The sequence below is a fragment of the Ruegeria sp. R13_0 genome (assembly GCF_017743995.1).
GTDB lineage: Bacteria > Pseudomonadota > Alphaproteobacteria > Rhodobacterales > Rhodobacteraceae > Ruegeria.
Genome location: NZ_JAGHRB010000007.1, coordinates 1 through 23,809, shown reverse-complemented (window position 1 = coordinate 23,809; position 23,809 = coordinate 1). Strand labels below are relative to the sequence as shown.

Below are 23,809 nucleotides of genomic sequence, written 5' to 3'. Positions count from 1 at the left end.
GGTGACGGCTCAGCTTTCCTCAGGTACGGCGGCTTGTCCGGGGTGTATCGCCGCCCCGGCGGAACCTGCGCGGCCGATCCCTGAGGATGTGCAGATCGCGCTGTCTCTGCCCGGTATTCATTGCTCGGCCTGTATCGCCAATGTCGAGAGGGCTTTGAACGCCCTTCCCGGTGTCGAGGATGCGCGCGTCAACCTGACCCTGAAACGTGCGATGATCAAAGCCGCGCCTGAAATGCGCGCTGCTGATCTGATCCCCGTGTTGGAGCGCGCGGGTTACGAGGCGCATGAGCTGGACGCCGGAGCCCTGTCGGCCACCAGTGCGGACAAGGCGGGGCGGGACCTGCTGATGCGCTTGGCGGTGGCCGGGTTTGCCTCGATGAACGTGATGCTGCTGTCGGTCTCGGTCTGGTCGGGGGCGACGGACGCGACGCGGGACATGTTCCACTGGATCTCTGCTGCGATCGCCCTGCCTGCGATTGCTTTCTCGGCCCAGCCCTTCTTTGCTAACGCGTGGTCCGCTTTGCGTGTGCGTCGGCTGAACATGGATGTGCCGATTGTTCTGGCAATTCTGCTGGCGTTGGTGACATCGCTTTGGGAAACAGCACTCAGCGGCGAGCATGCCTATTTCGATGCCGCCCTGACGCTGACCTTCTTTCTGCTGGCAGGTCGATACTTAGACTACCGCACCCGCGCCGCTGCGCGGTCCGCGGCTGAGGAACTAACAGCGCTGGAGGTTCCCCGCGCCCTTCGACTGGTCGATGGCACCGAAGAAGAGGTTGCTGTATCCACCCTGGCCGTTGGCGACCTGATCCTTGTGCGGCCCGGAGGGCGGATGCCGGTGGATGGCCAAATCGTCTCGGGTCAGTCGGAATTGGACCGCTCCCTGCTGACGGGTGAGACTCTGCCGGTGTTTGCCGAGGCAGGCCAGATCGTCAGCGCTGGCGAGGTCAACCTGACCGGCCCTCTGACCATCCGCGCCACGGCGGTCGGTGAAGATACATCCCTGCATCGTATGGCCGATCTGGTCGCCATCGCCGAATCCGGCCGGTCTAGATACACCTCTCTGGCGGACAAAGCGGCCAAGCTTTACGCCCCCGGCGTCCACATCCTGTCGGCGCTCAGCTTCGTGGGCTGGTACATCTATTCCGGCGACCTGCGCACAGCTTTGAACATCGCGGCGGCGGTGCTGATCATCACCTGCCCCTGTGCGCTGGGGCTGGCAGTTCCTGCGGTGACCACCGCGGCCTCGGGCCGGTTGTTCCGCAAAGGCATGCTGATCAAACACGCCACCGCGCTGGAACGTCTGGCCGAGGTTGATACGGTCGTCTTCGACAAAACCGGCACGCTGACCTCAGGCGCGCCCGAGGTGATCAATCTGGGCGACCACAGCACGGCCGATCTTGAGATCGCACTGGCCCTGGCCGAGGCGTCGGCGCATCCCTTGTCGGTCGCTCTGGCCAAAGCCGCGCGTGAGGCTGGGATCAAACCCGCGACGCTGCGCGATGTCACCGAGGTTCCGGGCTATGGCACCGAGGCCCAGTATCGAAACCAGCGCGTGCGTCTGGGACGCGCGGCTTGGGTTGGTGCGGAACAAGGGGTCGAGACCTCTGCCTGGCTGTCAGTTGGAACCAATGCGCCGGTGGCCTTCCGGTTTACCGATGCCTTGCGACCGGGCGCGGCTGAGGCCGTCTCGGGCTTCGCCAAAGCCGGAAAGCAGGTGATCCTGATTTCGGGCGATTCGACAGGTGCTGTGAAAGCTTTGGCCGAGAAACTGGGGATCGAGAACTGGATTGCCGAAGCGTTGCCTCAGGACAAAGCGCAGCGCATTCAGGAGCTCAGTGAGAAGGGCCACAAGGTCCTGATGGTGGGCGATGGTCTGAACGATACGGCAGCCCTTGCGGCAGCGCATGTGTCGATCTCGCCGGCCTCGGCCTTGGATGCGGCGCGGGTTGCGTCCGATATCGTTCTGTTGGGGACCGACTTGTCCCCCATCGCCGATGCCTGCGACACTGCCGTCAAAGCCACGAAACGGATTCGCGAGAATTTCCGGATTGCTACGGTCTATAACGTGATTGCGGTGCCGCTGGCGGTGATTGGGCTTGCCACGCCTTTGATTGCGGCGTTGGCGATGTCGACCTCGTCGATTACCGTATCTTTGAATGCCTTGCGGCTGAGGTAACTGCCATGGAAGTGCTCGCCTATCTGATCCCGATTTCCCTGTTTCTGGGCGGAATTGGCCTGGTTGCATTTGTCTACACGGTCCGCTCGAACCAATACGAAGACCCCGAGGGCGATGCGCGCCGTATCCTCAGCGATGAATGGGATGACAAACCCAAGCAGTAGCTGGCTGAGGATGCAAAATCACAGTTGATCCCAACCGCCCTTGAAATTGCCGCAATGCCCGGCTATGTCCGGCCTATCCGCTAGCAGAGAGAACCCGCCAAATGGCCACCACCAACCCGATCCAGTTCATTCAGCAAGTTCGAGCCGAAGTTTCCAAGGTCGTTTGGCCGACCCGGCGCGAGGTGCTGCTGACCACGGTCATGGTGTTCATCATGGCTGCTCTGACCGCTGTTTTCTTTGCCCTGGTTGATCTGGGCATTCGTGGCGGCTTGCAACTGATCCTGGGCGCGTTCAGCTAACTGCCCTTAGTCGCGGAAACACCGCAGCCCCCCTTGCACAGCGCGGAATCTCAGAGTAGTTCACACGGGACTATTCGGAATGGGCGTGTGGCGATTCGGGCTGCGCGCCGCTTTTTATTCCGGAACTCGCGGGCAGGCCGCGACAGGATTTCAATACAGGGCGAACCCGCGATGCGGGACTTGGCCCAAGACAAACAAGGACGACAGGTTCATGGCGAAACGGTGGTACTCGGTCAGCGTTCTTTCGAATTTCGAAAAGAAGATCGCAGAGCAGATCCGCACGTCGGTGGCTGAACAGGGCCTTGAGGACGATATCGACGAAGTACTGGTCCCCACCGAAGAGGTGATCGAAGTGCGCCGGGGCAAGAAAGTCACGACCGAGCGCCGCTTCATGCCGGGCTACGTGCTGGTACACATGGAAATGTCGGATCAGGGTTATCACCTGATCAACTCGATCAACCGCGTCACCGGTTTCTTGGGGCCCCAAGGCCGCCCGATGCCGATGCGCGACGCCGAAGTTAACCAGATCCTGAACCGTGTTCAGGAAGGTGAAGAAGCACCGAAACTGATGATCAGCTTCGAGGTCGGCGAGAAGGTCAAGGTCAACGACGGTCCGTTCGAAGATTTCGATGGCATGGTCGAAGGCGTAGACGACGAAGCGCAAAAGCTGAAAGTCTCGGTTTCGATCTTCGGGCGGGAAACGCCGGTCGAGCTGGACTTTACGCAGGTCACCAAGCAGAGCTGAACAGCCTTATTCGAAGATGTACGAAGCCACGCAGCCCGGGCAGCGTGGCTTCTTCTGTTTGGCCTGCCGTGCCAAAGCGGGATTTGGTGCTGGGATAGATTATCCGGAAACTTGACGAGCCCTCGAAAAAACTGCTGCATTGCAGATGAATTCGCCCCTGCCAAGATGGCGTTGATCCAACGAAGATGTTTGAGGAGCGTGAAATGGCGCGAAAACTCCCAAATGAAAGTGACAAACACTTCCTTGTCTATGCGGGTACAGGTACGGACCTGATCTTCAATCACGGCATTGAACTTCCTGGGTTCGCGTCTTTCCCCTTGCTGGAGAAACCTGAAACGCGGGCCGTTCTGGCGCAGCAAATGCAGGAATTGGTTGAGTTGTCTGGGGATATGGGGGTGAGTTGTATACTCGACGCTCCGACCTGGATGGCGAATGCCGATCGGGCCGCGCCGTTGGGTTACGATGCAGAGAAGCTCCGAGAAGTGAATAAAGACGGCGTTGCTTTGATGGACGAGGTGCGCAATGCCTCTGGTCGCGACGATGTCTTGGTTTCTGCTTGTGTCGGTCCAAGATATGATCCCTATGCAGATATTGCTCCCATGCCGGTTGAACAGGCTCGCGAATACCACAGTGTGCAACTTTCGACCCTGAAAGAAACCAGTGTCGATCTGGTCACGGCCTATACGTTTAATCACGTGAATGAGGCCGTTGGTTGTGTTCTGGCGGCGCGAGACTTCGAATTACCAATCATCATGTCTCTCGTTTTAGAAACTGACGGGTGTCTTGCTGACGGGACAAAGCTGACAGACGCATTGAACCAAATCGAAATGGAAACAGACAGCGCGGCGCTTTTTTATATGGTGAATTGTGCGCACCCCACGCACTTTGCGGAGGCTCTAAACAAACACCCAAGACTCAAAGGTGTGGTGGCCAACGCGTCGCGCTGTTCGCATGCGGAACTGGATGAAGCTAAGGAATTGGACGAGGGTGACCCTGTTCAACTGGGTCAGGAGATTGCGCATGTTGTGCGGGACAATCCATTTATTCGCGTGTTTGGCGGTTGTTGCGGAACGGACATGCGACACCTAAGGCAAATGGCGCTAGAGGTGGCCATCTATAACTCTGTGGGGTGTCGCCTGGTTCCTTCCAAAATTGTGATGCCTGGTGTCGATGCAGTCTTTTCCGATTGCAGCTCCAACCCCTTGCCAACCCACTCATTCCCCTATAAACGCCGCCTCTATCGTCTTCGGGCGAGATTCTCTCGTGGGAGGTTTCAGGGATCGCGATCCCGGATCGGACCACGCAACATAAACCGGGTGGGACGCGTCCTGCCTACGTTGAAAGGAAAACCAAATGGCTAAGAAGCTTGCTGGTACAATGAAACTGCAGGTTCCTGCAGGTCAGGCGAACCCGTCGCCTCCAGTTGGTCCGGCGCTGGGTCAGCGCGGCATCAACATCATGGAATTCTGCAAGGCGTTCAACGCCAAGACCGCAGACATGGAGCAGGGCGCTCCTTGCCCGACCGTGATCACCTATTATCAGGACAAGTCCTTCACCATGGACATCAAGACGCCACCCGCGTCTTACTACCTGAAAAAAGCAGCTGGTCTGAAGCCGGTTGGCAAGCGTAACCGCCCCCGTGGTGCGGAGAACCCTGGTCGTGAGACCGTGGCCACTGTGACCACCAAGCAGGTTCGTGAAATCGCCGAAGCCAAAATGAAAGATCTGAACGCCAACGACGTCGAAGGCGCGATGCAGATCATCCTGGGCTCGGCCCGCTCTATGGGCATCGAGGTGAAATAAGATGGCAAAACTCGGTAAACGTACCCGCGCTGCGCGCGAAGCTGTCGCCGGCAAGGAAAACCTGTCGGTTGAAGAAGCAGTTGCCCTGGTAAAAGGCAACGCGACCTCGAAATTTGACGAGACCATCGAAATCGCGATGAACCTGGGCGTTGACACGCGTCACGCAGACCAGATGGTTCGCGGCGTTGTCGGCCTGCCGAACGGCACCGGTAAAGCGATGCGCGTTGCTGTATTCGCTCGTGGCCCCAAGGCAGACGAAGCGAAAGAAGCTGGCGCAGACATTGTTGGTGCAGAGGACCTGATGGAAACCATCCAGGGCGGCACCATCGAATTTGATCGCTGCATCGCGACCCCTGACATGATGCCGATCGTTGGTCGTCTGGGTAAAGTTCTGGGCCCGCGCAACCTGATGCCAAACCCCAAAGTTGGCACCGTGACCATGGACGTGAAAGCGGCCGTGGAAGCTGCCAAAGGCGGTGAAGTTCAGTTCAAAGCTGAAAAAGGTGGCGTTGTGCACGCAGGCGTTGGCAAAGCGTCCTTCGACGAAGCCAAGCTGGCTGAAAACGTCCGTGCCTTCATCTCGGCTGTTGCAAAAGCCAAGCCGTCGGGCGCCAAAGGCACCTACATGAAGAAGATCGCGCTCAGCTCGACCATGGGCCCGGGTGTGACCCTGGACGTGGCGGCTGCAGCAGGCGAATAAGCCTTAAAGCAGACGAAGCAATCCTTGAAACCCGAGTAGCGCAAGCTGCTCGGGTTTTTTGCTGCCTTAGCGGAAGGCCTGTTGCAGTCGTATTTGCAGCCGGTCGCGTTTGCGCAGTTCGAACTCGCTGCAGGTGAAGTCCGGTTGCCAGAGGCGAAGCCAGTCCTTCAGCAACCGGCCCCGCAGGCAGCATTCAAGAATCTGCGTGTCGATCGGGTGGCGATACTGGCGGAAGAACATCTCCTTGTTGCGGGTCAGAGCGCCGCTTCGGTCGACTTCCCTGTCGGCCCCGTCCCGGTAGATGTCCGCTTTCAGAAAGTCGACGATATCATAGACGGCCAGCTTGTCGCGGGCCTCGGTGAAATCCAGCCCGATGGCAGTTCCTTGGCCCATGATCAGGTTCAGGCCGTGAAAATCCCCATGTGAAAATACACGCAGGTCGGGGCGGTTTTTCAAGGATGCGGCTTCAGCCAGAAATTCCTCGACCATGGGTTGGCTGATGTCCGAGACGTGCGAGGGCACTTGGGTGGACTGCTCGCGTATGCTGTCGATCATCCATCGCGGGCGAAATGCGTAGTCCGTGGCGTTTTGAACCCCGTGGAGGTCATGCAGCCACGACCCCGCACGGCGATAGACTTGCGCCACCTGAGCGTCGTCTTCGCTGTTGTAGATGATGTCCGTCGCGGTTGGACGCTTAACAAACTCAGTCACCATGAACACGCCGCTTGGCGACATGTAGACGGGACGAACGACCCGATTGTTTTTGGACGTCTTGAAGTGTTCGGTCAGTTGCACCAGCAGGTCGAACTCTTTGCGCAGGCGGCCTGTTTCAGGCGACATCGTATCAAGCTTCAGCGCATAGGAGCGGTTCGACGTTTCGACCTTCCACACCAGACGTGTATCGGGAAAGGCATGGGATCGGCAATGGAACCGGATCTGTGTGATGGGCGTGTCCAGACAGTCCTGTGCCAGCTCATCGGCGCAGGCATTGGCCTTGTCGAATTCTTCCAGAGTAACCGCTGTCATTTTGCCTCAAGCCCGGAGTGTTTTCGGGCATTCATACCGGAGGTGACCGTAGCTGAAACCCACTGTCAATGACATTGCTGGCCTCTATTGACCCTTGCGGAGATCGTCCCGCATAAAAAGGGTGTATTCCGCCTTGATGCCGCAAGTGCAAATAGGGGCAATTTACCCCTTGGAAACCCCTGTCATCTGCCCTAAGTAAGGCTGCGAAGTAAAGCGTGCGATTCGTCGTGCGCTTTATTTCGTTTCGTCCAAGACGGTGGGTGGTGCCATATGGCCCCTTAATTCCCTGCCTGAGACGGGTAAGACCAAAGAATTCTGAGGGTCCCACCCTCGGGCGCATTTTGGCCAATCCCGTAACAACGGACCTGAACGCCGGGGTTAACCCCTCGGCAAATATGAGCCGGGGTAAGTGATTGCCCCAAACTTGGAGAGAACTGTGGATAGAGCCCAGAAAGAGAAAGTGGTCGAGGAACTCGGCCAAATCTTCGAAAGCTCTGGCGTCGTAGTGGTTGCTCACTACGCCGGTCTGACAGTTGCCGAGATGCAGGACCTTCGCGCACGTGCTCGTGACGCGGGTGGTGCCGTGCGTGTTGCCAAGAACAGGCTCGCCAAAATCGCCCTTGAGGGTAAGCCGTGTGAAAGCATGGCCGACCTGCTGACGGGGATGACCGTTCTGACCTATTCCGAGGACCCTGTGGCAGCAGCCAAGGTGGCCGAGGACTTCGCCAAGGAGAACAAGAAGTTCGAAATCCTTGGCGGTGCAATGGGCGAGAACGCTCTGGACCGCAAAGGCGTCGAAACAGTTTCGAAAATGCCGTCTCGCGAGGAGCTTATTGCTTCGATCGTGGGCTGCATTGGCGCACCTGCTTCGAACATCGCCGGCGCGATTGGCGCACCTGCAAGCAACATCGCAAGCATCCTTTCCACCATCGAAGAGAAGGCGGAAGCTGCGTAAGCGGTTGGCACTGAATGATCTGCGTAGGGGATTGCCCCTGACGTTGGAACACACACTGTAAACGGAAAGAGCTGATAAAATGGCTGATCTGAAAGCACTCGCAGAAAGCATCGTGGGTCTGACCCTGCTGGAAGCACAAGAACTGAAAACCATCCTCAAAGACGAATACGGCATCGAGCCCGCAGCAGGCGGCGCAGTTGTCATGGCTGCTGGTGGCGACGCCGGCGGTGCAGCTGAGGAAGAAAAAACCGAATTCGACGTCGTTCTGAAGAACGCCGGCGCATCGAAAATCAACGTCATCAAAGAAGTTCGCGGCATCACCGGCCTGGGCCTGAAAGAAGCCAAGGAACTGGTCGAAGCCGGCGGCAAGATCAAAGAAGGCGTGGACAAAGCAGAAGCAGAAGACGTCAAAGCCAAGCTGGAAGCAGCTGGCGCCGAAGTCGAACTGGCCTAAGCTTAGTCTCTGGCGCATCGCTGATGTGCTGAAAAATTTGGCTGGGTCCGGAGAAATCCGGGTCCAGCCGAACCTGTCTTAGAAAGGGCCTCATGTCGTGGGGCGTTTTCTAAGACACGGTTTTCGGATCGGGAGGCCGCCTTCGGGACGGTGGCCACGAATTGATCCGGGCGTGTCGTCTCGAATGTGCAAGATGCCGGGGCCCGACGGTGTCTTTGCCCGCTGAGAACATCGAAAGGTGACATCTGACATGGCTCAAACGTTCCTTGGCCAGAAACGTCTTCGTAAATATTACGGCAAAATCCGCGAAGTGCTGGAGATGCCGAACCTCATTGAGGTACAGAAATCTTCTTATGACCTTTTTCTGCGCTCCGGCGATGCAGAACAGCCCACAGACGGCGAAGGCATCAACGGTGTGTTCCAGTCGGTTTTCCCGATCAAGGATTTCAACGAAACCTCCGTTCTGGAGTTCGTGAAATACGATCTGGAAAAACCGAAATACGACGTCGAAGAGTGCATGCAGCGCGACATGACCTACAGCGCGCCGCTGAAGGTCACTCTGCGTCTGATCGTGTTTGATGTCGATGAGGACACCGGCGCGAAATCGGTCAAAGACATCAAAGAACAGGACGTGTTCATGGGCGATATGCCCCTGATGACACCGAACGGAACGTTCATCGTGAACGGCACCGAGCGTGTGATCGTGTCCCAGATGCACCGCTCGCCCGGTGTGTTCTTTGACCACGACAAGGGCAAAACCCATTCCTCGGGCAAATTGCTGTTTGCCTGCCGCATCATCCCGTATCGCGGCAGCTGGCTGGACTTTGAGTTCGACGCCAAAGACATCGTCTTCGCCCGTATCGACCGTCGCCGCAAACTGCCTGTGACGACCCTGCTGTATGCATTGGGTCTGGATCAGGAAGCGATCATGGACGCGTATTACAACACCGTGTCCTATAAGCTGGACAAGAAGAAGGGCTGGGTCACGCCGTTCTTCCCCGAGCGTGTACGCGGCACCCGTCCGACCTATGATCTGGTTGACGCCAAATCCGGTGAAGTGATTGCCGAAGCGGGCAAGAAAGTCACCCCGCGAGCGGTCAAAAAGCTGATCGACGAAGGCACCGTCACCGACCTGCTGGTTCCGTTCGATCACATCGTTGGCAAATATGTCGCCAAGGACATCATCAACGAAGAAACCGGTGCGATCTATGTCGAAGCCGGTGATGAGCTGACGCTGGAATATGACAAGGACGGCGATCTGATCGGCGGCACCGCTAAAGAGTTGATCGACGCGGGTATCACCGACATTCCGGTTCTGGACATCGACAACGTCAATGTTGGTCCGTACATGCGCAACACCATGGCGCAGGACAAGAACATGAACCGCGAAAGCGCGCTCATGGACATCTACCGCGTTATGCGTCCGGGCGAGCCGCCCACCGTCGAAGCGGCCTCGGCCCTGTTTGACACCCTGTTCTTCGACAGCGAGCGTTATGACCTGTCCGCTGTTGGCCGCGTGAAGATGAACATGCGTCTGGCTCTGGACGCGCCGGACACCCTGCGCACCTTGCGCCGCGAAGACATCGTGGCCTGCATCAAGGCGCTGGTTGAACTGCGCGACGGCAAAGGCGACGTGGACGATATCGACCACCTCGGCAACCGTCGTGTGCGTTCGGTCGGCGAGTTGATGGAAAACCAGTACCGCGTAGGCCTGCTGCGCATGGAGCGCGCGATCAAAGAGCGCATGTCGTCGGTCGAGATCGACACCGTCATGCCTCAGGACTTGATCAACGCGAAACCCGCTGCGGCTGCTGTCCGCGAATTCTTCGGCTCTTCGCAGCTGTCGCAGTTCATGGACCAGACCAACCCGCTGTCGGAAGTTACCCACAAACGCCGCCTCTCGGCGCTTGGCCCCGGTGGTCTGACACGTGAGCGTGCGGGCTTTGAGGTGCGCGACGTACACCCGACCCACTATGGTCGGATGTGCCCCATTGAAACGCCGGAAGGTCCGAACATCGGTCTGATCAACTCGCTGGCCACCTTTGCCCGCGTGAACAAGTATGGCTTCATCGAAACACCCTACCGCGTCGTTAAAGACGCCGAGGTGACCGATGAGGTTCACTACATGTCTGCGACCGAGGAGATGCGCCACACCGTGGCGCAGGCGAACGCGACGCTGGATTCCGATGGCAAGTTCATCAACGATCTGGTCTCGACCCGTCAGGCTGGTGACTACACCCTCGCCCCGCGCGAGAATGTGGACCTGATCGACGTGTCGCCGAAACAGCTGGTCTCGGTCGCCGCATCGCTGATCCCGTTCCTTGAAAATGACGACGCCAACCGGGCTCTGATGGGCTCGAACATGCAACGTCAGGCGGTTCCGCTGCTGCGCGCCGAAGCGCCGCTGGTCGGTACCGGGATCGAGGAAAAGGTCGCGATCGACTCGGGTGCCGCGATTCAGGCGAAACGCGCTGGTATCATCGACCAGGTCGATGCCCAGCGTATCGTTATTCGCGCCACCGAGGATCTGGAACTGGGCGACGCTGGCGTTGACATCTATCGTCTGCGCAAATTCCAGCGTTCGAACCAGAACACCTGCATCAACCAGCGTCCGCTGATCAAGGTGGGTGACACCGTCCAGAAGGGCGAGGTCATTGCCGATGGTCCGTCGACCGATATGGGTGAACTGGCCCTGGGTAAGAACGTGGTCGTCGCGTTCATGCCGTGGAACGGTTACAACTACGAAGACTCGATCCTGATCTCGGAACGTATCGCGCGTGATGACGTCTTTACTTCGGTCCATATCGAGGAATTCGAAGTCGCCGCCCGTGACACCAAGCTGGGCCCGGAAGAGATCACCCGCGACATCCCGAACGTTGGTGAAGAAGCGCTGCGCAACCTCGACGAGGCGGGCATCGTTTACATCGGTGCGGATGTTGAGCCGGGCGATATTCTGGTCGGCAAGATCACCCCGAAGGGCGAAAGCCCGATGACCCCGGAAGAAAAACTGCTGCGCGCCATCTTTGGTGAAAAAGCATCGGACGTGCGCGACACCTCGCTGCGCGTGAAGCCGGGCGATTACGGTACGGTCGTTGAGGTCCGCGTCTTCAACCGACACGGCGTTGAAAAAGACGAGCGTGCGCTGCAGATCGAGCGTGAGGAAGTCGAACGTCTGGCCCGTGACCGGGACGACGAACTGGCGATCCTGGACCGCAACATCTATGCGCGTCTGCAGGGCCTGATCCTGGGTAAAACCGCTGTCAAAGGCCCGAAAGGCGTCAAGGCAGGGTCGGTGATCACCGAAGAGCTGCTGGAAACCCTGACCCGTGGTCAGTGGTGGCAGCTGGCGCTGGAAGGTGAGCAGGACGCACAGATCGTTGAGGCTCTGAACGAGCAGTACGAAGTGCAAAAGCGTGCTCTGGACGCCCGTTTCGAAGACAAGGTCGAGAAGGTTCGCCGTGGCGACGACCTGCCGCCGGGTGTGATGAAGATGGTCAAAGTCTTCATCGCCGTGAAGCGCAAGCTGCAGCCGGGCGACAAGATGGCTGGTCGTCACGGGAACAAAGGTGTGATCTCCAAGGTTGTTCCGATGGAAGACATGCCGTTCCTGGCCGATGGTACGCCGGTTGACTTCTGTCTGAACCCGCTGGGAGTGCCTTCGCGTATGAACGTGGGTCAGATCCTTGAAACCCATATGGGTTGGGCCGCACGCGGTCTGGGTCTGAACATCGACGACGCACTGGGTGAATACCGCCGGTCCGGCGACCTGACCCCGGTTCGCGAAGCGATGAAGCTGGCCTATGGCGAAGATGTCTACGAAGAAGGCATCACCGGTCTGGACGAGGATGGCCTGATCGAGGCTGCGGGCAATGTGACCCGCGGTGTTCCGATCGCAACCCCGGTTTTCGACGGTGCCAAAGAGGCTGACGTCAACGACGCGCTGGTGCGTGCGGGCTTCTCGGAAAGCGGTCAGTCGGTTCTGTTCGACGGTCGCACCGGTGAGCAATTCGCACGTCCGGTAACCGTGGGCATCAAGTACCTGCTGAAACTGCACCACCTTGTGGATGACAAGATCCACGCGCGTTCGACTGGGCCGTACAGCCTGGTGACCCAGCAGCCGCTGGGTGGTAAGGCGCAGTTCGGTGGTCAGCGCTTTGGTGAGATGGAGGTCTGGGCTCTGGAAGCTTACGGCGCCGCTTACACCCTGCAGGAGATGCTCACCGTGAAATCGGATGACGTCGCCGGCCGGACCAAGGTCTATGAGTCGATCGTCAAGGGCGAGGATAACTTTGAAGCGGGCGTACCGGAATCGTTCAACGTTCTGGTGAAAGAAGTCCGTGGCCTCGGCCTGAATATGGAACTCCTGGATGCGGAGGTTGAGGAATAAGGGCGAGATTTTTCGTCGAAAAATCTGGGTGATTTTCTTCGGCGAAGAAAATTGCCCGCCCGACCCCAGCCAATCGCACAAATTTGAGGTATCAAAATGAACCAGGAAATCACCAACAACCCGTTCAACCCGCTGACGCCCCCGAAGGTTTTCGACGAGATCAAGGTCTCGCTGGCGTCGCCCGAGCGGATTCTGTCTTGGTCCTATGGCGAGATCAAGAAACCCGAAACCATCAACTACCGGACGTTCAAGCCCGAGCGTGACGGTCTGTTCTGCGCGCGCATCTTTGGCCCGATCAAAGATTACGAATGTCTGTGCGGCAAATATAAGCGGATGAAGTATCGCGGCGTTGTCTGCGAGAAATGCGGTGTGGAAGTCACCCTGCAGAAAGTCCGCCGTGAGCGTATGGGCCATATCGAACTGGCCGCGCCCGTTGCGCATATCTGGTTCCTGAAATCGCTGCCGTCCCGTATCGGTCTGATGCTGGACATGACTCTGCGCGATCTGGAACGCGTTCTGTACTTTGAAAACTACGTCGTCATCGAGCCCGGTCTGACCGACCTGACCTATGGCCAGATGCTGACCGAAGAAGAGTATATGGATGCGCAGGATGCCTATGGCATGGACGCGTTCACCGCGAATATCGGTGCCGAAGCCATCCGTGAGATGCTGGCCCAGATTGATCTGGAAGCCGAAGCCGAGCAGCTGCGTGCTGATCTGGCCGAAGCAACCGGCGAGCTGAAGCCCAAGAAGATCATCAAGCGTCTGAAGGTTGTTGAATCCTTCCTCGAGTCGGGCAACCGCCCCGAGTGGATGGTGATGACCGTGATCCCGGTCATTCCGCCGGAACTGCGTCCGCTGGTTCCGCTGGACGGTGGCCGTTTCGCGACTTCGGATCTGAACGATCTGTATCGCCGCGTCATCAACCGGAATAACCGTCTGAAGCGTCTGATCGAACTGCGCGCGCCTGACATCATCGTCCGCAACGAAAAGCGGATGCTGCAGGAATCTGTTGACGCTCTGTTCGACAACGGCCGTCGTGGCCGCGTGATCACTGGCGCCAACAAGCGCCCGCTGAAATCGCTGTCGGACATGCTGAAAGGTAAGCAGGGCCGCTTCCGTCAGAACCTTCTGGGGAAACGCGTCGACTTCTCGGGCCGTTCTGTCATTGTGACCGGGCCGGAACTCAAGCTGCACCAGTGTGGTCTGCCCAAGAAGATGGCGCTGGAGCTGTTCAAGCCGTTCATCTACTCGCGCCTTGAAGCCAAGGGTCTGTCTTCCACCGTGAAACAGGCGAAGAAACTGGTCGAGAAAGAGCGTCCCGAAGTGTGGGATATCCTCGACGAGGTGATCCGCGAACACCCTGTTATGCTGAACCGTGCGCCGACGCTGCACCGTCTTGGCATTCAGGCGTTCGAACCGGTTCTGATCGAAGGTAAAGCCATCCAGCTGCACCCTCTGGTCTGCTCGGCCTTTAACGCCGACTTCGACGGAGACCAGATGGCCGTTCACGTCCCGCTGAGCCTTGAGGCGCAGTTGGAAGCGCGCGTCCTGATGATGTCGACCAACAACGTGCTGTCGCCTGCAAACGGTGCACCGATCATCGTTCCGTCGCAGGATATGATCCTGGGTCTCTACTATGTGACCCTTGAACGTGAAGGCATGCCGGGCGAAGGCAAGGTGTTCGGGTCGATCGACGAAGTTCAGCACGCGCTGGATTCCGGTGAAGTGCACCTGCACACCAAGATCACCGCGCGGATCACGCAGATCGACGACGAAGGCAACGAAGTTCAGAAGCGTTACGAGACCACTCCGGGCCGTCTGCGTCTGGGTGCCTTGCTGCCTATGAACAACAAAGCGCCGTTCGATCTGGTCAACCGCCTGCTGCGGAAGAAAGAAGTGCAGCAGGTGATCGACACCGTCTACCGGTATTGCGGTCAGAAAGAGTCGGTCATCTTCTGTGACCAGATCATGTCGATGGGCTTCAAAGAAGCGTTCAAGGCGGGCATCTCGTTTGGTAAGGACGATATGGTCATTCCGGACGACAAGTGGGGCATCGTTGATGACACCCGCGGTCAGGTGAAGGACTTTGAACAGCAGTACATGGATGGCCTGATCACTCAGGGCGAAAAGTACAACAAAGTTGTCGATGCCTGGTCGAAGTGTAACGACCGCGTGACTGAGGCGATGATGAGCACGATCTCGGACGTCGCCAAGGGTGACGACGGGTCGGACCAGGAGCCGAACTCGGTTTACATGATGGCCCACTCGGGTGCGCGTGGCTCGGTCACTCAGATGAAACAGCTGGGCGGTATGCGCGGCCTGATGGCCAAGCCGAACGGTGACATCATCGAGACGCCGATCATCTCGAACTTTAAAGAAGGTCTGACCGTTCTCGAGTACTTCAACTCGACCCACGGTGCCCGTAAGGGTCTGTCGGATACCGCTCTGAAGACGGCGAACTCGGGTTACCTGACCCGCCGTCTGGTTGACGTGGCGCAGGACTGTATCGTTCGTGAGATCGACTGTGGCACCGAGCGTGCGATCACTGCCGAAGCCGCCGTGAACGATGGTGAGGTTGTTGCCTCGCTGGCCGAACGTGTGCTGGGCCGTGTGGCGGCTGACGATGTTCTGCGCCCGGGCACCGATGAGGTGATCGTGGCCGCAGGCCAGTTGATCGACGAGCGCATGGCAGACACCATCGACGAAGCCGGCGTTGCCTCGATGCGCATCCGCTCGCCTCTGACCTGTGAGTCCGAGGAAGGCGTCTGTGCAACCTGCTACGGTCGTGACCTTGCACGCGGTACTATGGTGAACACAGGTGAAGCTGTCGGCATCATCGCCGCGCAGTCGATCGGTGAACCCGGTACACAGCTGACCATGCGTACATTCCACATCGGTGGTGTTGCGCAGGGTGGTCAGCAGTCGTTCCAGGAGGCCAACCAGGAAGGCGTTGTCGCGTTCGAGAACCCGCAGATCCTGGTCAATGCCGCAGGCGAAAGCCTGGTCATGGGCCGGAACATGAAGCTGGTGATCAACGACGAACACGGCGAAGAGCGGGCCAGCTTCAAACTGGGCTACGGCTCCAAGCTGTTCGTCAAGGACGGCACCAAGGTGGCCCGTGGCGACAAGCTGTTCGAATGGGATCCCTACACCCTGCCGATCATCGCCGAAAAAGCCGGTACTGCGAAATACGTTGACCTGGTTTCGGGCCTTGCTGTCCGCGACGAGACCGACGAAGCAACCGGTATGACCCAGAAGATCGTGATCGACTGGCGCGCGGCCCCCAAAGGCAGCGACCTCAAGCCCGAGATCATTCTGGTCGGCGAAGATGGCGAACCGGTCCGCAACGATGCGGGCAACCCGGTTCACTATCCGATGTCGGTGGATGCGATCCTGTCGGTCGAAGACGGTCAGAAAGTCGAAGCCGGTGACGTTGTCGCGCGTATCCCGCGCGAAGGTGCCAAGACCAAGGACATCACCGGTGGTCTGCCGCGTGTGGCCGAACTGTTCGAAGCACGTCGTCCGAAAGATCACGCGATCATCGCAGAAGCCGATGGTTACGTGCGCTTTGGCCGCGACTACAAGAACAAGCGTCGCATCAGCATCGAACCGGCTGATGAGACCATGGAGACCATCGAGTACATGGTGCCCAAGGGCAAACACATCCCGGTCGCCGAAGGGGACTTCATCCAGAAGGGTGAATACCTGATGGACGGTAACCCGGCTCCGCATGACATCCTGTCCATCATGGGTGTCGAAGCGCTGGCGGATTACATGATCGACGAGGTGCAGGACGTGTATCGTCTGCAGGGCGTGAAGATCAACGACAAGCACATCGAGGTCATCGTGCGCCAGATGCTGCAGAAGTGGGAGATCCTGGATTCAGGCGACACCACCCTGCTGAAAGGCGAACATGTCGACAAGCAGGAGTTCGACGCAGCCAACGAGAAGACCATCGCCCGCGGTGGTCGTTCGGCACAGGGCGAGCCGATCCTTCTGGGGATCACCAAAGCCTCGCTGCAAACGCGTTCGTTCATCTCGGCGGCGTCGTTCCAGGAAACAACGCGCGTGCTGACCGAAGCTTCGGTTCAGGGCAAGAAAGACAAGCTGGTTGGCCTGAAAGAAAACGTCATCGTTGGTCGCCTGATCCCTGCCGGTACAGGTGGGGCCACTCAGGCCGTCCGCCACATCGCGCAGTCGCGTGACAATGTGGTCATCGAAGCCCGCCGGGAAGAGGCCGAAGCCGCCGCTGCTCTGGCCGCGCCCAGCTTTGACGACGACATGGTCGGGGATGAGCTGGACGTTCTGGTGGAAACACCGGAAAGCCGCGAGTAACCCTCGGACCAAAAAATAGAAAAGGCCCTGCGATTTCGCGGGGCCTTTTTTGTTTGCGCCCGTCGAAGCGCGCTTTCGCAAAGAAAATTATCAATGTGACCCGGTTTGTGGCATGCTTGCGCAAAGCAGAGGAGGGGGCCGCCATGACAACCCGGCAAACGCAAGGGCGCAAGCGCCTGTATGACAGCATTCTGGACACTGTCGGAGACACGCCCTGCGTGCGCATCAACAGGATCGCGCCCTCAAACGTGACGGTTTACGTGAAGTTCGAAGCGTTCAATCCGGCCAGTTCCGTGAAGGACCGCCTGGCGCTGAACATCATCGAAGCGGCCGAGCGGGACGGTCGGCTGAAACCGGGGCAGACGGTGGTTGAGGCGACCTCGGGCAATACAGGGATCGGATTGGCGATGGTCTGCGCGGCCAAGGGCTATCCTCTGGTTGTGACCATGGCCGACAGTTTTTCGGTCGAACGGCGCAAGCTGATGCGGTTCCTGGGGGCAAAGGTTGTCCTGACCCCGCGCGCCCAGAAAGGGTTCGGCATGTATACCAAAGCCAAGGAACTGGCCGAACAGAATGGCTGGTTCCTCGCCAGCCAGTTTGAAACCGCGGCCAATGCCGACATTCATGAAAACACCACCGCGCGAGAGATTCTGGCGGATTTCGACGGGCAGAAGCTCGACTATTGGGTGACGGGTTATGGCACTGGCGGAACCGTCTCGGGCGTGGCGCGGGTTCTGAGGAAAGAACGCCCGGAGACAAAGATTATCCTCACGGAACCTGCGAATGCGGCGATTGTCTCGTCGGGCTATGTGAATACCCGCAACGACACGCATCAGCCGACCGAAAGCCATCCGAACTTCGAGCCGCATCCGATTCAGGGCTGGACACCTGATTTCATTCCCTGGGTCCTGCAGGAGGCTATAGACAACGGCTTCTATGATGAGTTGATCCCCGTGCCCGGCGCAGACGGGATTGCCTGGTCGCGCCGTCTGGCTGCCGAAGAGGGGATTTTCACCGGCATATCGGGCGGGTCCACATTTGCGGTGGCGATGAAACTGGCTGAGACCGCGCCGGACGGATCGGTGATGTTGGTGATGCTTCCAGATACCGGTGAACGGTATCTTTCGACCCCGCTGTTTGAAGGGGTGGAGGAAGAGATGACGGAAGAGGAGATCGCGATCTCCAAATCGACGCCGTCGGCCCAGATGACGGGCTGAAGCGACTGGAAAACGGCCAATTGCAGCCGATCTTCACGAATAAAACTTTAGGATTACCACGCGCGAATTGACTTAGCGTCAGATTGAAGCGTGAATATCGCCATTGTTTGAAGGCCGAGTATTGGTTGAATGAGTCCGAATGTTAGAGGCGCGCTGCTGATGATGGCCAGCATGGCCGCGTTTACAGTGAATGACACGCTGGTCAAAGTCGCGCTGCGAGACCTCCCCTTGTTTCAGTTGGTTGCGATCCGGGGGGGGTTGGCGTCTCTGCTTGTTTACGGGTTGGCGCGCCATCTTGGGGCGTTGCACCTGAATTTTTCACGGCATGACAAATGGCTGGTTTCTATTCGCTGTGTTGCCGAGCTATCCGCGACCTTTTTCTTCCTGACCGCACTCAAGAACATGCCGCTGGCGAATGTGACTGCGGTTCTTCAGGTGTTACCGTTGACCGTGACGCTGGGGGCGGTCCTGTTCTTCTCGGAACATATTGGCTGGCGGCGCATCATGGCCATTATTGTCGGGTTCATGGGCATGCTGCTGATCGTGCGGCCCGGGCCGGACGGGTTCAGCGTTTATGCGATCTATGCGTTGCTAGCCGTGGTCTCGGTGACGATCCGAGACTTGATCACCCGGCGCATGTCACCGCAGGTTCCATCACTGGTGGTGACCCTTGCCACCTCGCTGTCGATCTCGGTTGCGGCGGGTCTGGTGTCGACGTTTGAGGGCTGGGTCAACCTGTCCAGTGGAAATGCAGCGCTGGTGGCCTCAGCGGCTGTGTTTGTCCTGATCGGATACTTATGCAGCGTGATGGTGATGCGAGAAGGCGAGGTTGGGTTTATCGCCCCTTTCCGATACTCCAGCCTGATTTGGGCCTTGGGGCTGGGCTGGGTTGTGTTTGGCGAATGGCCCGATGCGGTAACCTTGTTTGGCGCTGGGCTGGTTGTCGCGGCTGGATTGTTCACACTGTTCCGCGAAAGGACAACTCAGGGCGCGCCGTGAACTTGTCGGACGACGCTTTGATCAATGGCAAAACGGGCGATGAACTCTCCCTCAAGTTCGGGGCTTAGTGCTGAGAGTTCGCGGTCATAGTTGCGCGCCCCGCGTGAGTCGTTGAACCCGTTGAGCGAACGCACCCACATTGGTGCATCGGTATAGCTGACGATGGGCATGAAGCGGCCCATGCGATGATGGGTAAAGCTGATGATGGTCTGTTTGCAGCCGCCTGCGATATGCATTCCAAGACCCACGCCCAAAAGCGGTTTATGCGTCGGTTTCGCTGTGATCCCATCGGCGTTGAGACGGGCAAAGAAGCCCTGATTGAAATCAATGCCGACAATGGTGCTGCGCTCCATCAGGCCTTTGCTGTCGCGGACGGCTTCGCGCAGACGCTCGACGAAATCCACGGATACGGCGTCGTCATCGTCATGGCGGAATTGGATGCAAGGCTGATCCGGATCCTTGCGGGCCGCGTTCAGGATGTCCTTCATGATATGGCGATGCGATTTGTCGGTCCGAGGCGATTCCTGAACGATCCGGACCTGTTTCACGTCGACCGTCAGGTCGTGCAGCCGGTCGTAGGCGTCTTTGGGCAGGCAGTCTCCGATCACCACCAGCAATTCGAAATCCTCATCGGTGTGTTCGCGAAAACAGGGCAGGGTCGAGGATTCGAATAGGCGAAACCTCTCTTCCAGACGGGCAGGGCTGTAGAGGTGACGACGCCGATCATCCAGAGTTTCATGTTCGGTCTGAAAGCTGCCAAGGGCCGGAAAGGAAAAGCGGCAAAGGCCGATAACCTGCATCTGTCATCCATCGCTAAGAGGTCTGCGCGCACTATGCCGGGCAATGCCTGCCCCCGCAACGCCAGAAGAGGCTGGCCGGGACCCGCAATCGTTGATATCACAGCGCAATCCGGCCAGTTTGGCGCCCAGATTTTCGCGCTGGGGTAAGTGCTGTTGACACTTGGGCCGACTCCCCCTATTACGCGCGTCATCTCGGTACCGGGGGCCGCCCCAAAACCGATTTCAGTAATGAACTGGTCAAGACCCGGACAATTTTGCCGTTCGCGTCCTCTGATAACCAACCGCGACGTTCACCTCGGAATGGGAACGCTCGCGGGTTTTGCGCTTGTGGACGCATGAGTGCAGCAAATTTAACCGCACGCAATGCGCGTGCATGTCATGTGTGTTGCAAAACGGGGAAGAAACCGGAATGCCAACTATTCAACAGCTGATCCGCAAGCCGCGGCAGCCCAAAGTAAAACGCTCGAAGTCCATGCACCTGGAGCAGTGCCCGCAGAAACGCGGCGTCTGCACACGTGTATATACAACCACACCGAAAAAGCCGAACTCGGCTATGCGTAAGGTTGCCAAGGTGCGCCTGACCAACGGGTTCGAGGTCATCTCGTACATCCCCGGTGAAAGCCACAACCTGCAGGAACACTCGGTTGTTCTGATCCGTGGCGGCCGTGTAAAAGACCTTCCCGGTGTGCGTTACCACATCCTGCGCGGTGTTCTGGATACTCAGGGCGTCAAAGATCGTAAGCAACGTCGTTCGAAATACGGCGCGAAGCGTCCCAAGTAAGAAGGAGAGGCTGATATGTCACGTCGTCACGCCGCCGAAAAACGCGAAGTCCTGCCTGACGCCAAATTTGGCGACAAGGTACTGACCAAATTCATGAACAACCTGATGATCGACGGCAAAAAGTCGGTCGCAGAGCGCATCGTTTACAACGCCTTTGACCGCGTTGAGAACAAGATCAAGCGCGCACCTGTCGAAGTGTTCCACGAAGCGCTCGACAACATCAAACCGTCGGTCGAGGTTCGCTCGCGCCGGGTTGGTGGTGCAACCTATCAGGTTCCGGTCGAAGTGCGCCCCGAGCGCCGCGAAGCACTGGCCATCCGTTGGCTGATCACTGCTGCGCGTGGCCGCAACGAAAACACCATGGAAGAACGCCTCGCCGGCGAACTGCTGGACGCTGTACAGTCCCGCGGTACCGCCGTGAAGAAGCGCGAAGACACCCACAAGATGGCCGAGGCGAACAAAGCCTTCAGCCACTACCGTTGGTAATTCAGAGGCTTATCAAAAATGGCACGCGAATATCCGCTCGAACTATACCGTAACTTCGGTATCATGGCGCACATCGACGCAGGTAAGACCACCTGCTCGGAGCGTATCCTGTATTACACTGGTAAATCCCACAACATCGGTGAGGTGCACGATGGTGCAGCCACCATGGACTGGATGGAGCAGGAGCAGGAACGCGGCATCACCATCACTTCGGCTGCGACCACCACTTTCTGGGAGCGCACCGAAGACGGTAAAACCGCCGACAGCCCCAAGCACCGCCTGAACATCATCGACACCCCCGGCCACGTTGACTTCACCATCGAAGTTGAGCGCTCGCTGGCGGTTCTCGACGGTGCCGTCTGCGTTCTGGACGCAAACGCCGGTGTTGAACCCCAAACCGAAACCGTGTGGCGTCAGGCTGACCGCTACAAGGTTCCGCGTATGGTTTTCGTCAACAAGATGGACAAGATCGGCGCAGACTTCTTCAACTGCGTTCGCATGATCGAAGACCGCACCGGCGCACGCGCTGTTCCGGTTGGTATCCCGATCGGCGCCGAGACCGAGCTGGAAGGCCTGGTTGATCTGGTCAACATGGAAGAATGGCTGTGGCAGGGCGAAGACCTGGGCGCAAGCTGGATCAAAGCCCCCATCCGCGACAGCCTGAAGGACATGGCTGACGAATGGCGCGGCAAAATGGTCGAAGCGGCCGTCGAAATGGACGACGACGCCATGGAAGCCTATCTGGAAGGCGAAGAGCCTGACGTGCCAACCCTGCGCAAACTGCTGCGCAAAGGCACTCTGGAAATGGCTTTCGTTCCGGTTCTGGGTGGCTCGGCGTTCAAGAACAAAGGCGTTCAGCCTCTGCTCAACGCTGTGATCGACTATCTGCCCAGCCCGCTGGACGTTGTTGATTACATGGGCTTCAAACCCGGCGACGAAGAAGAAGTTCGTGACATCGCACGTCGTGCAGACGACGAAATGGCCTTCTCGGGTCTGGCGTTCAAAATCATGAACGACCCGTTTGTTGGCTCGCTGACCTTCACCCGGATCTACTCGGGCACCATGAACAAGGGTGACTCGATCCTGAACTCGACCAAAGGTAAGAAAGAGCGCATCGGTCGTATGATGATGATGCACTCCAACAACCGGGAAGAGATCGAAGAAGCGTTTGCAGGCGACATCATCGCGCTGGCGGGTCTGAAAGACACCACCACCGGTGACACCCTGTGTGACGCGAAAGAGCCGGTGGTTCTGGAAACCATGACCTTCCCCGATCCGGTGATCGAGATCGCGGTTGAGCCCAAAACCAAGGGCGACCAAGAGAAGATGTCCCAGGGTCTGGCCCGTCTGGCCGCCGAAGACCCGTCCTTCCGTGTGGAAACCGACCTGGAATCGGGTCAGACCATCATGAAAGGCATGGGCGAACTTCACCTGGACATCCTGGTTGACCGTCTGAAGCGCGAGTTCAAGGTGGAAGCGAACATTGGTGCACCGCAGGTGGCCTATCGCGAAACCATCTCGATGCCGGTCGAGCACACCTACACCCACAAGAAACAGTCGGGTGGTTCGGGTCAGTTCGGTGAGGTTAAGCTTGAGATCACACCGACCGAGCCGGGCGAAGGTTACTCGTTCGAGAGCCGCATCGTTGGTGGTGCCGTTCCGAAGGAATACATCCCGGGTGTCGAAAAAGGCATCCAGTCGGTTATGGACAGCGGCCCTCTGGCTGGCTTCCCCGTGATCGACTTCAAGGTTGCCCTGCTGGACGGTAAGTTCCACGACGTTGACTCGAGCGTTCTGGCGTTCGAAATCGCAGCCCGTATGTGTATGCGTGAAGGCATGCGCAAAGCTGGCGCGAAACTGCTGGAACCGATCATGAAGGTCGAAGTGATTACCCCGGAAGAATACACCGGCGGTATCATCGGCGACCTGACCTCGCGTCGTGGCCAGGTGTCTGGTCAGGAACCGCGCGGCAACGCGATCGCGATCGACGCGTTCGTTCCGCTGGCGAACATGTTCGGCTACATCAACACTCTGCGTTCGATGTCGTCGGGCCGTGCCCAGTTCACCATGCAGTTCGACCACTACGATCCGGTTCCGCAGAACATCTCGGACGAGATCCAGGCGAAATACGCATAACCAAAGATTTGAGGGAGCGTGGGTATCACGCTCCCTTCATTACCGAAAAAGGAGGCCATCATGGCAAAGGAAAAGTTTGAGCGTACAAAACCACACGTCAACATCGGCACGATTGGGCACGTTGACCATGGTAAGACGACGCTGACCGCAGCGATCACCAAGTATTTTGGTGACTTCAAAGCGTATGACCAGATTGACGGTGCGCCGGAAGAAAAAGCGCGCGGCATCACCATCTCGACCGCCCACGTGGAATACGAGACCGAGAACCGCCACTACGCGCACGTTGACTGCCCCGGTCACGCCGACTACGTCAAGAACATGATCACCGGTGCTGCCCAGA

At 58.2% G+C, this 23,809-nt stretch carries 19 protein-coding genes; 17 read left to right on the top strand and 2 right to left on the bottom strand.

The features are described from left to right. Position 1: 1 nt before the first annotated feature. The 7 genes from J7394_RS10555 to rplA all read left to right on the top strand — a co-directional run bounded on the left by J7394_RS10555 (position 2) and on the right by rplA (position 5,890). A complete protein-coding gene (locus J7394_RS10555) occupies positions 2-2,179 on the top strand; it encodes a heavy metal translocating P-type ATPase (RefSeq protein WP_209252873.1) in 2,178 nt (725 codons plus the stop codon). 5 nt (positions 2,180-2,184) lie between these two features. Beyond that, positions 2,185-2,343, top strand: a complete 159-nt coding sequence (ccoS, locus tag J7394_RS10550; protein ID WP_170375394.1) for a cbb3-type cytochrome oxidase assembly protein CcoS — start codon at positions 2,185-2,187, stop codon at positions 2,341-2,343. A gap of 101 nt (positions 2,344-2,444) precedes the next feature. Next, positions 2,445-2,642 (top strand): preprotein translocase subunit SecE, encoded by a 198-nt coding sequence (secE, locus tag J7394_RS10545; RefSeq protein WP_050605011.1) that lies wholly within the window; start codon positions 2,445-2,447, stop codon positions 2,640-2,642. A 211-nt stretch (positions 2,643-2,853) separates the two neighbouring features. Further along, positions 2,854-3,387: a transcription termination/antitermination protein NusG gene (gene nusG, locus J7394_RS10540; protein WP_008758130.1), complete on the top strand. Its 534-nt coding sequence runs from the start codon at positions 2,854-2,856 to the stop codon at positions 3,385-3,387. Between the two features lie 203 nt (positions 3,388-3,590). Further along, the gene (locus J7394_RS10535; protein WP_247748167.1) at positions 3,591-4,748 is read left to right on the top strand and encodes a homocysteine S-methyltransferase family protein; all 1,158 of its coding nucleotides are present in this window, start codon (positions 3,591-3,593) and stop codon (positions 4,746-4,748) included. Continuing rightward, positions 4,741-5,190: a 50S ribosomal protein L11 gene (gene rplK, locus J7394_RS10530; protein ID WP_113791694.1), complete on the top strand. Its 450-nt coding sequence runs from the start codon at positions 4,741-4,743 to the stop codon at positions 5,188-5,190. The genes J7394_RS10535 and rplK overlap by 8 nt, the downstream gene beginning before the upstream one ends. Position 5,191: 1 nt before the next feature. Beyond that, entirely contained in the window at positions 5,192-5,890 is a 699-nt protein-coding gene (rplA, locus tag J7394_RS10525) for a 50S ribosomal protein L1 (protein WP_170375389.1), read from the top strand. A gap of 66 nt (positions 5,891-5,956) precedes the next feature. On the opposite strand, the gene J7394_RS10520 is transcribed toward rplA, so the two are convergent. Beyond that, on the bottom strand, positions 5,957-6,916 hold the full coding sequence (locus J7394_RS10520; protein WP_209252871.1) for an aminoglycoside phosphotransferase family protein: 960 nt from the start codon (positions 6,914-6,916) through the stop codon (positions 5,957-5,959). Between the two features lie 436 nt (positions 6,917-7,352). Here J7394_RS10520 and rplJ point away from each other — a divergent pair, with 436 nt between their 5' ends. The 6 genes from rplJ (at position 7,353) to J7394_RS10490 (ending at position 19,266) form a co-directional block, all read left to right on the top strand. Continuing rightward, positions 7,353-7,871 carry a 50S ribosomal protein L10 gene (rplJ, locus tag J7394_RS10515; RefSeq protein ID WP_209252870.1) on the top strand — a complete coding sequence of 173 codons (519 nt, stop codon included), beginning with the start codon at positions 7,353-7,355 and terminating at the stop codon, positions 7,869-7,871. Between the two features lie 79 nt (positions 7,872-7,950). Continuing rightward, positions 7,951-8,325: a 50S ribosomal protein L7/L12 gene (rplL, locus tag J7394_RS10510; RefSeq protein ID WP_008204003.1), complete on the top strand. Its 375-nt coding sequence runs from the start codon at positions 7,951-7,953 to the stop codon at positions 8,323-8,325. 250 nt (positions 8,326-8,575) lie between these two features. Beyond that, a complete protein-coding gene (rpoB, locus tag J7394_RS10505; protein WP_209252868.1) occupies positions 8,576-12,712 on the top strand; it encodes a DNA-directed RNA polymerase subunit beta in 4,137 nt (1,378 codons plus the stop codon). Between the two features lie 96 nt (positions 12,713-12,808). Beyond that, the gene (rpoC, locus tag J7394_RS10500) at positions 12,809-17,050 is read left to right on the top strand and encodes a DNA-directed RNA polymerase subunit beta' (RefSeq protein ID WP_209252866.1); all 4,242 of its coding nucleotides are present in this window, start codon (positions 12,809-12,811) and stop codon (positions 17,048-17,050) included. A gap of 143 nt (positions 17,051-17,193) precedes the next feature. After that, positions 17,194-18,267, top strand: a complete 1,074-nt coding sequence (cysK, locus tag J7394_RS10495) for a cysteine synthase A (RefSeq protein ID WP_209252864.1) — start codon at positions 17,194-17,196, stop codon at positions 18,265-18,267. Positions 18,268-18,396: 129 nt separating this feature from the next. Next, the gene (locus J7394_RS10490) at positions 18,397-19,266 is read left to right on the top strand and encodes a DMT family transporter (protein WP_209252863.1); all 870 of its coding nucleotides are present in this window, start codon (positions 18,397-18,399) and stop codon (positions 19,264-19,266) included. Here the strand turns inward: J7394_RS10490 and J7394_RS10485 are convergent. Then, positions 19,251-20,066: a putative rhamnosyl transferase gene (locus J7394_RS10485; protein WP_209252862.1), complete on the bottom strand. Its 816-nt coding sequence runs from the start codon at positions 20,064-20,066 to the stop codon at positions 19,251-19,253. The two genes, J7394_RS10490 and J7394_RS10485, sit on opposite strands and share 16 nt — an antisense overlap. A gap of 409 nt (positions 20,067-20,475) precedes the next feature. On the opposite strand from J7394_RS10485, the gene rpsL reads away from it, so the two are divergent. From rpsL to J7394_RS10465, 4 genes are all read left to right on the top strand, one after another. Next, entirely contained in the window at positions 20,476-20,847 is a 372-nt protein-coding gene (rpsL, locus tag J7394_RS10480) for a 30S ribosomal protein S12 (RefSeq protein WP_005621086.1), read from the top strand. Positions 20,848-20,862: 15 nt separating this feature from the next. Continuing rightward, positions 20,863-21,333 carry a 30S ribosomal protein S7 gene (gene rpsG, locus J7394_RS10475; protein ID WP_039529242.1) on the top strand — a complete coding sequence of 157 codons (471 nt, stop codon included), beginning with the start codon at positions 20,863-20,865 and terminating at the stop codon, positions 21,331-21,333. Between the two features lie 18 nt (positions 21,334-21,351). Continuing rightward, complete coding sequence (fusA, locus tag J7394_RS10470; protein ID WP_209252861.1) at positions 21,352-23,469, top strand: elongation factor G; 2,118 nt, start codon at positions 21,352-21,354, stop codon at positions 23,467-23,469. 60 nt (positions 23,470-23,529) lie between these two features. After that, the coding region (locus J7394_RS10465; RefSeq protein ID WP_209252860.1) for a GTP-binding protein at positions 23,530-23,809 on the top strand (280 nt) is incomplete at its 3' end.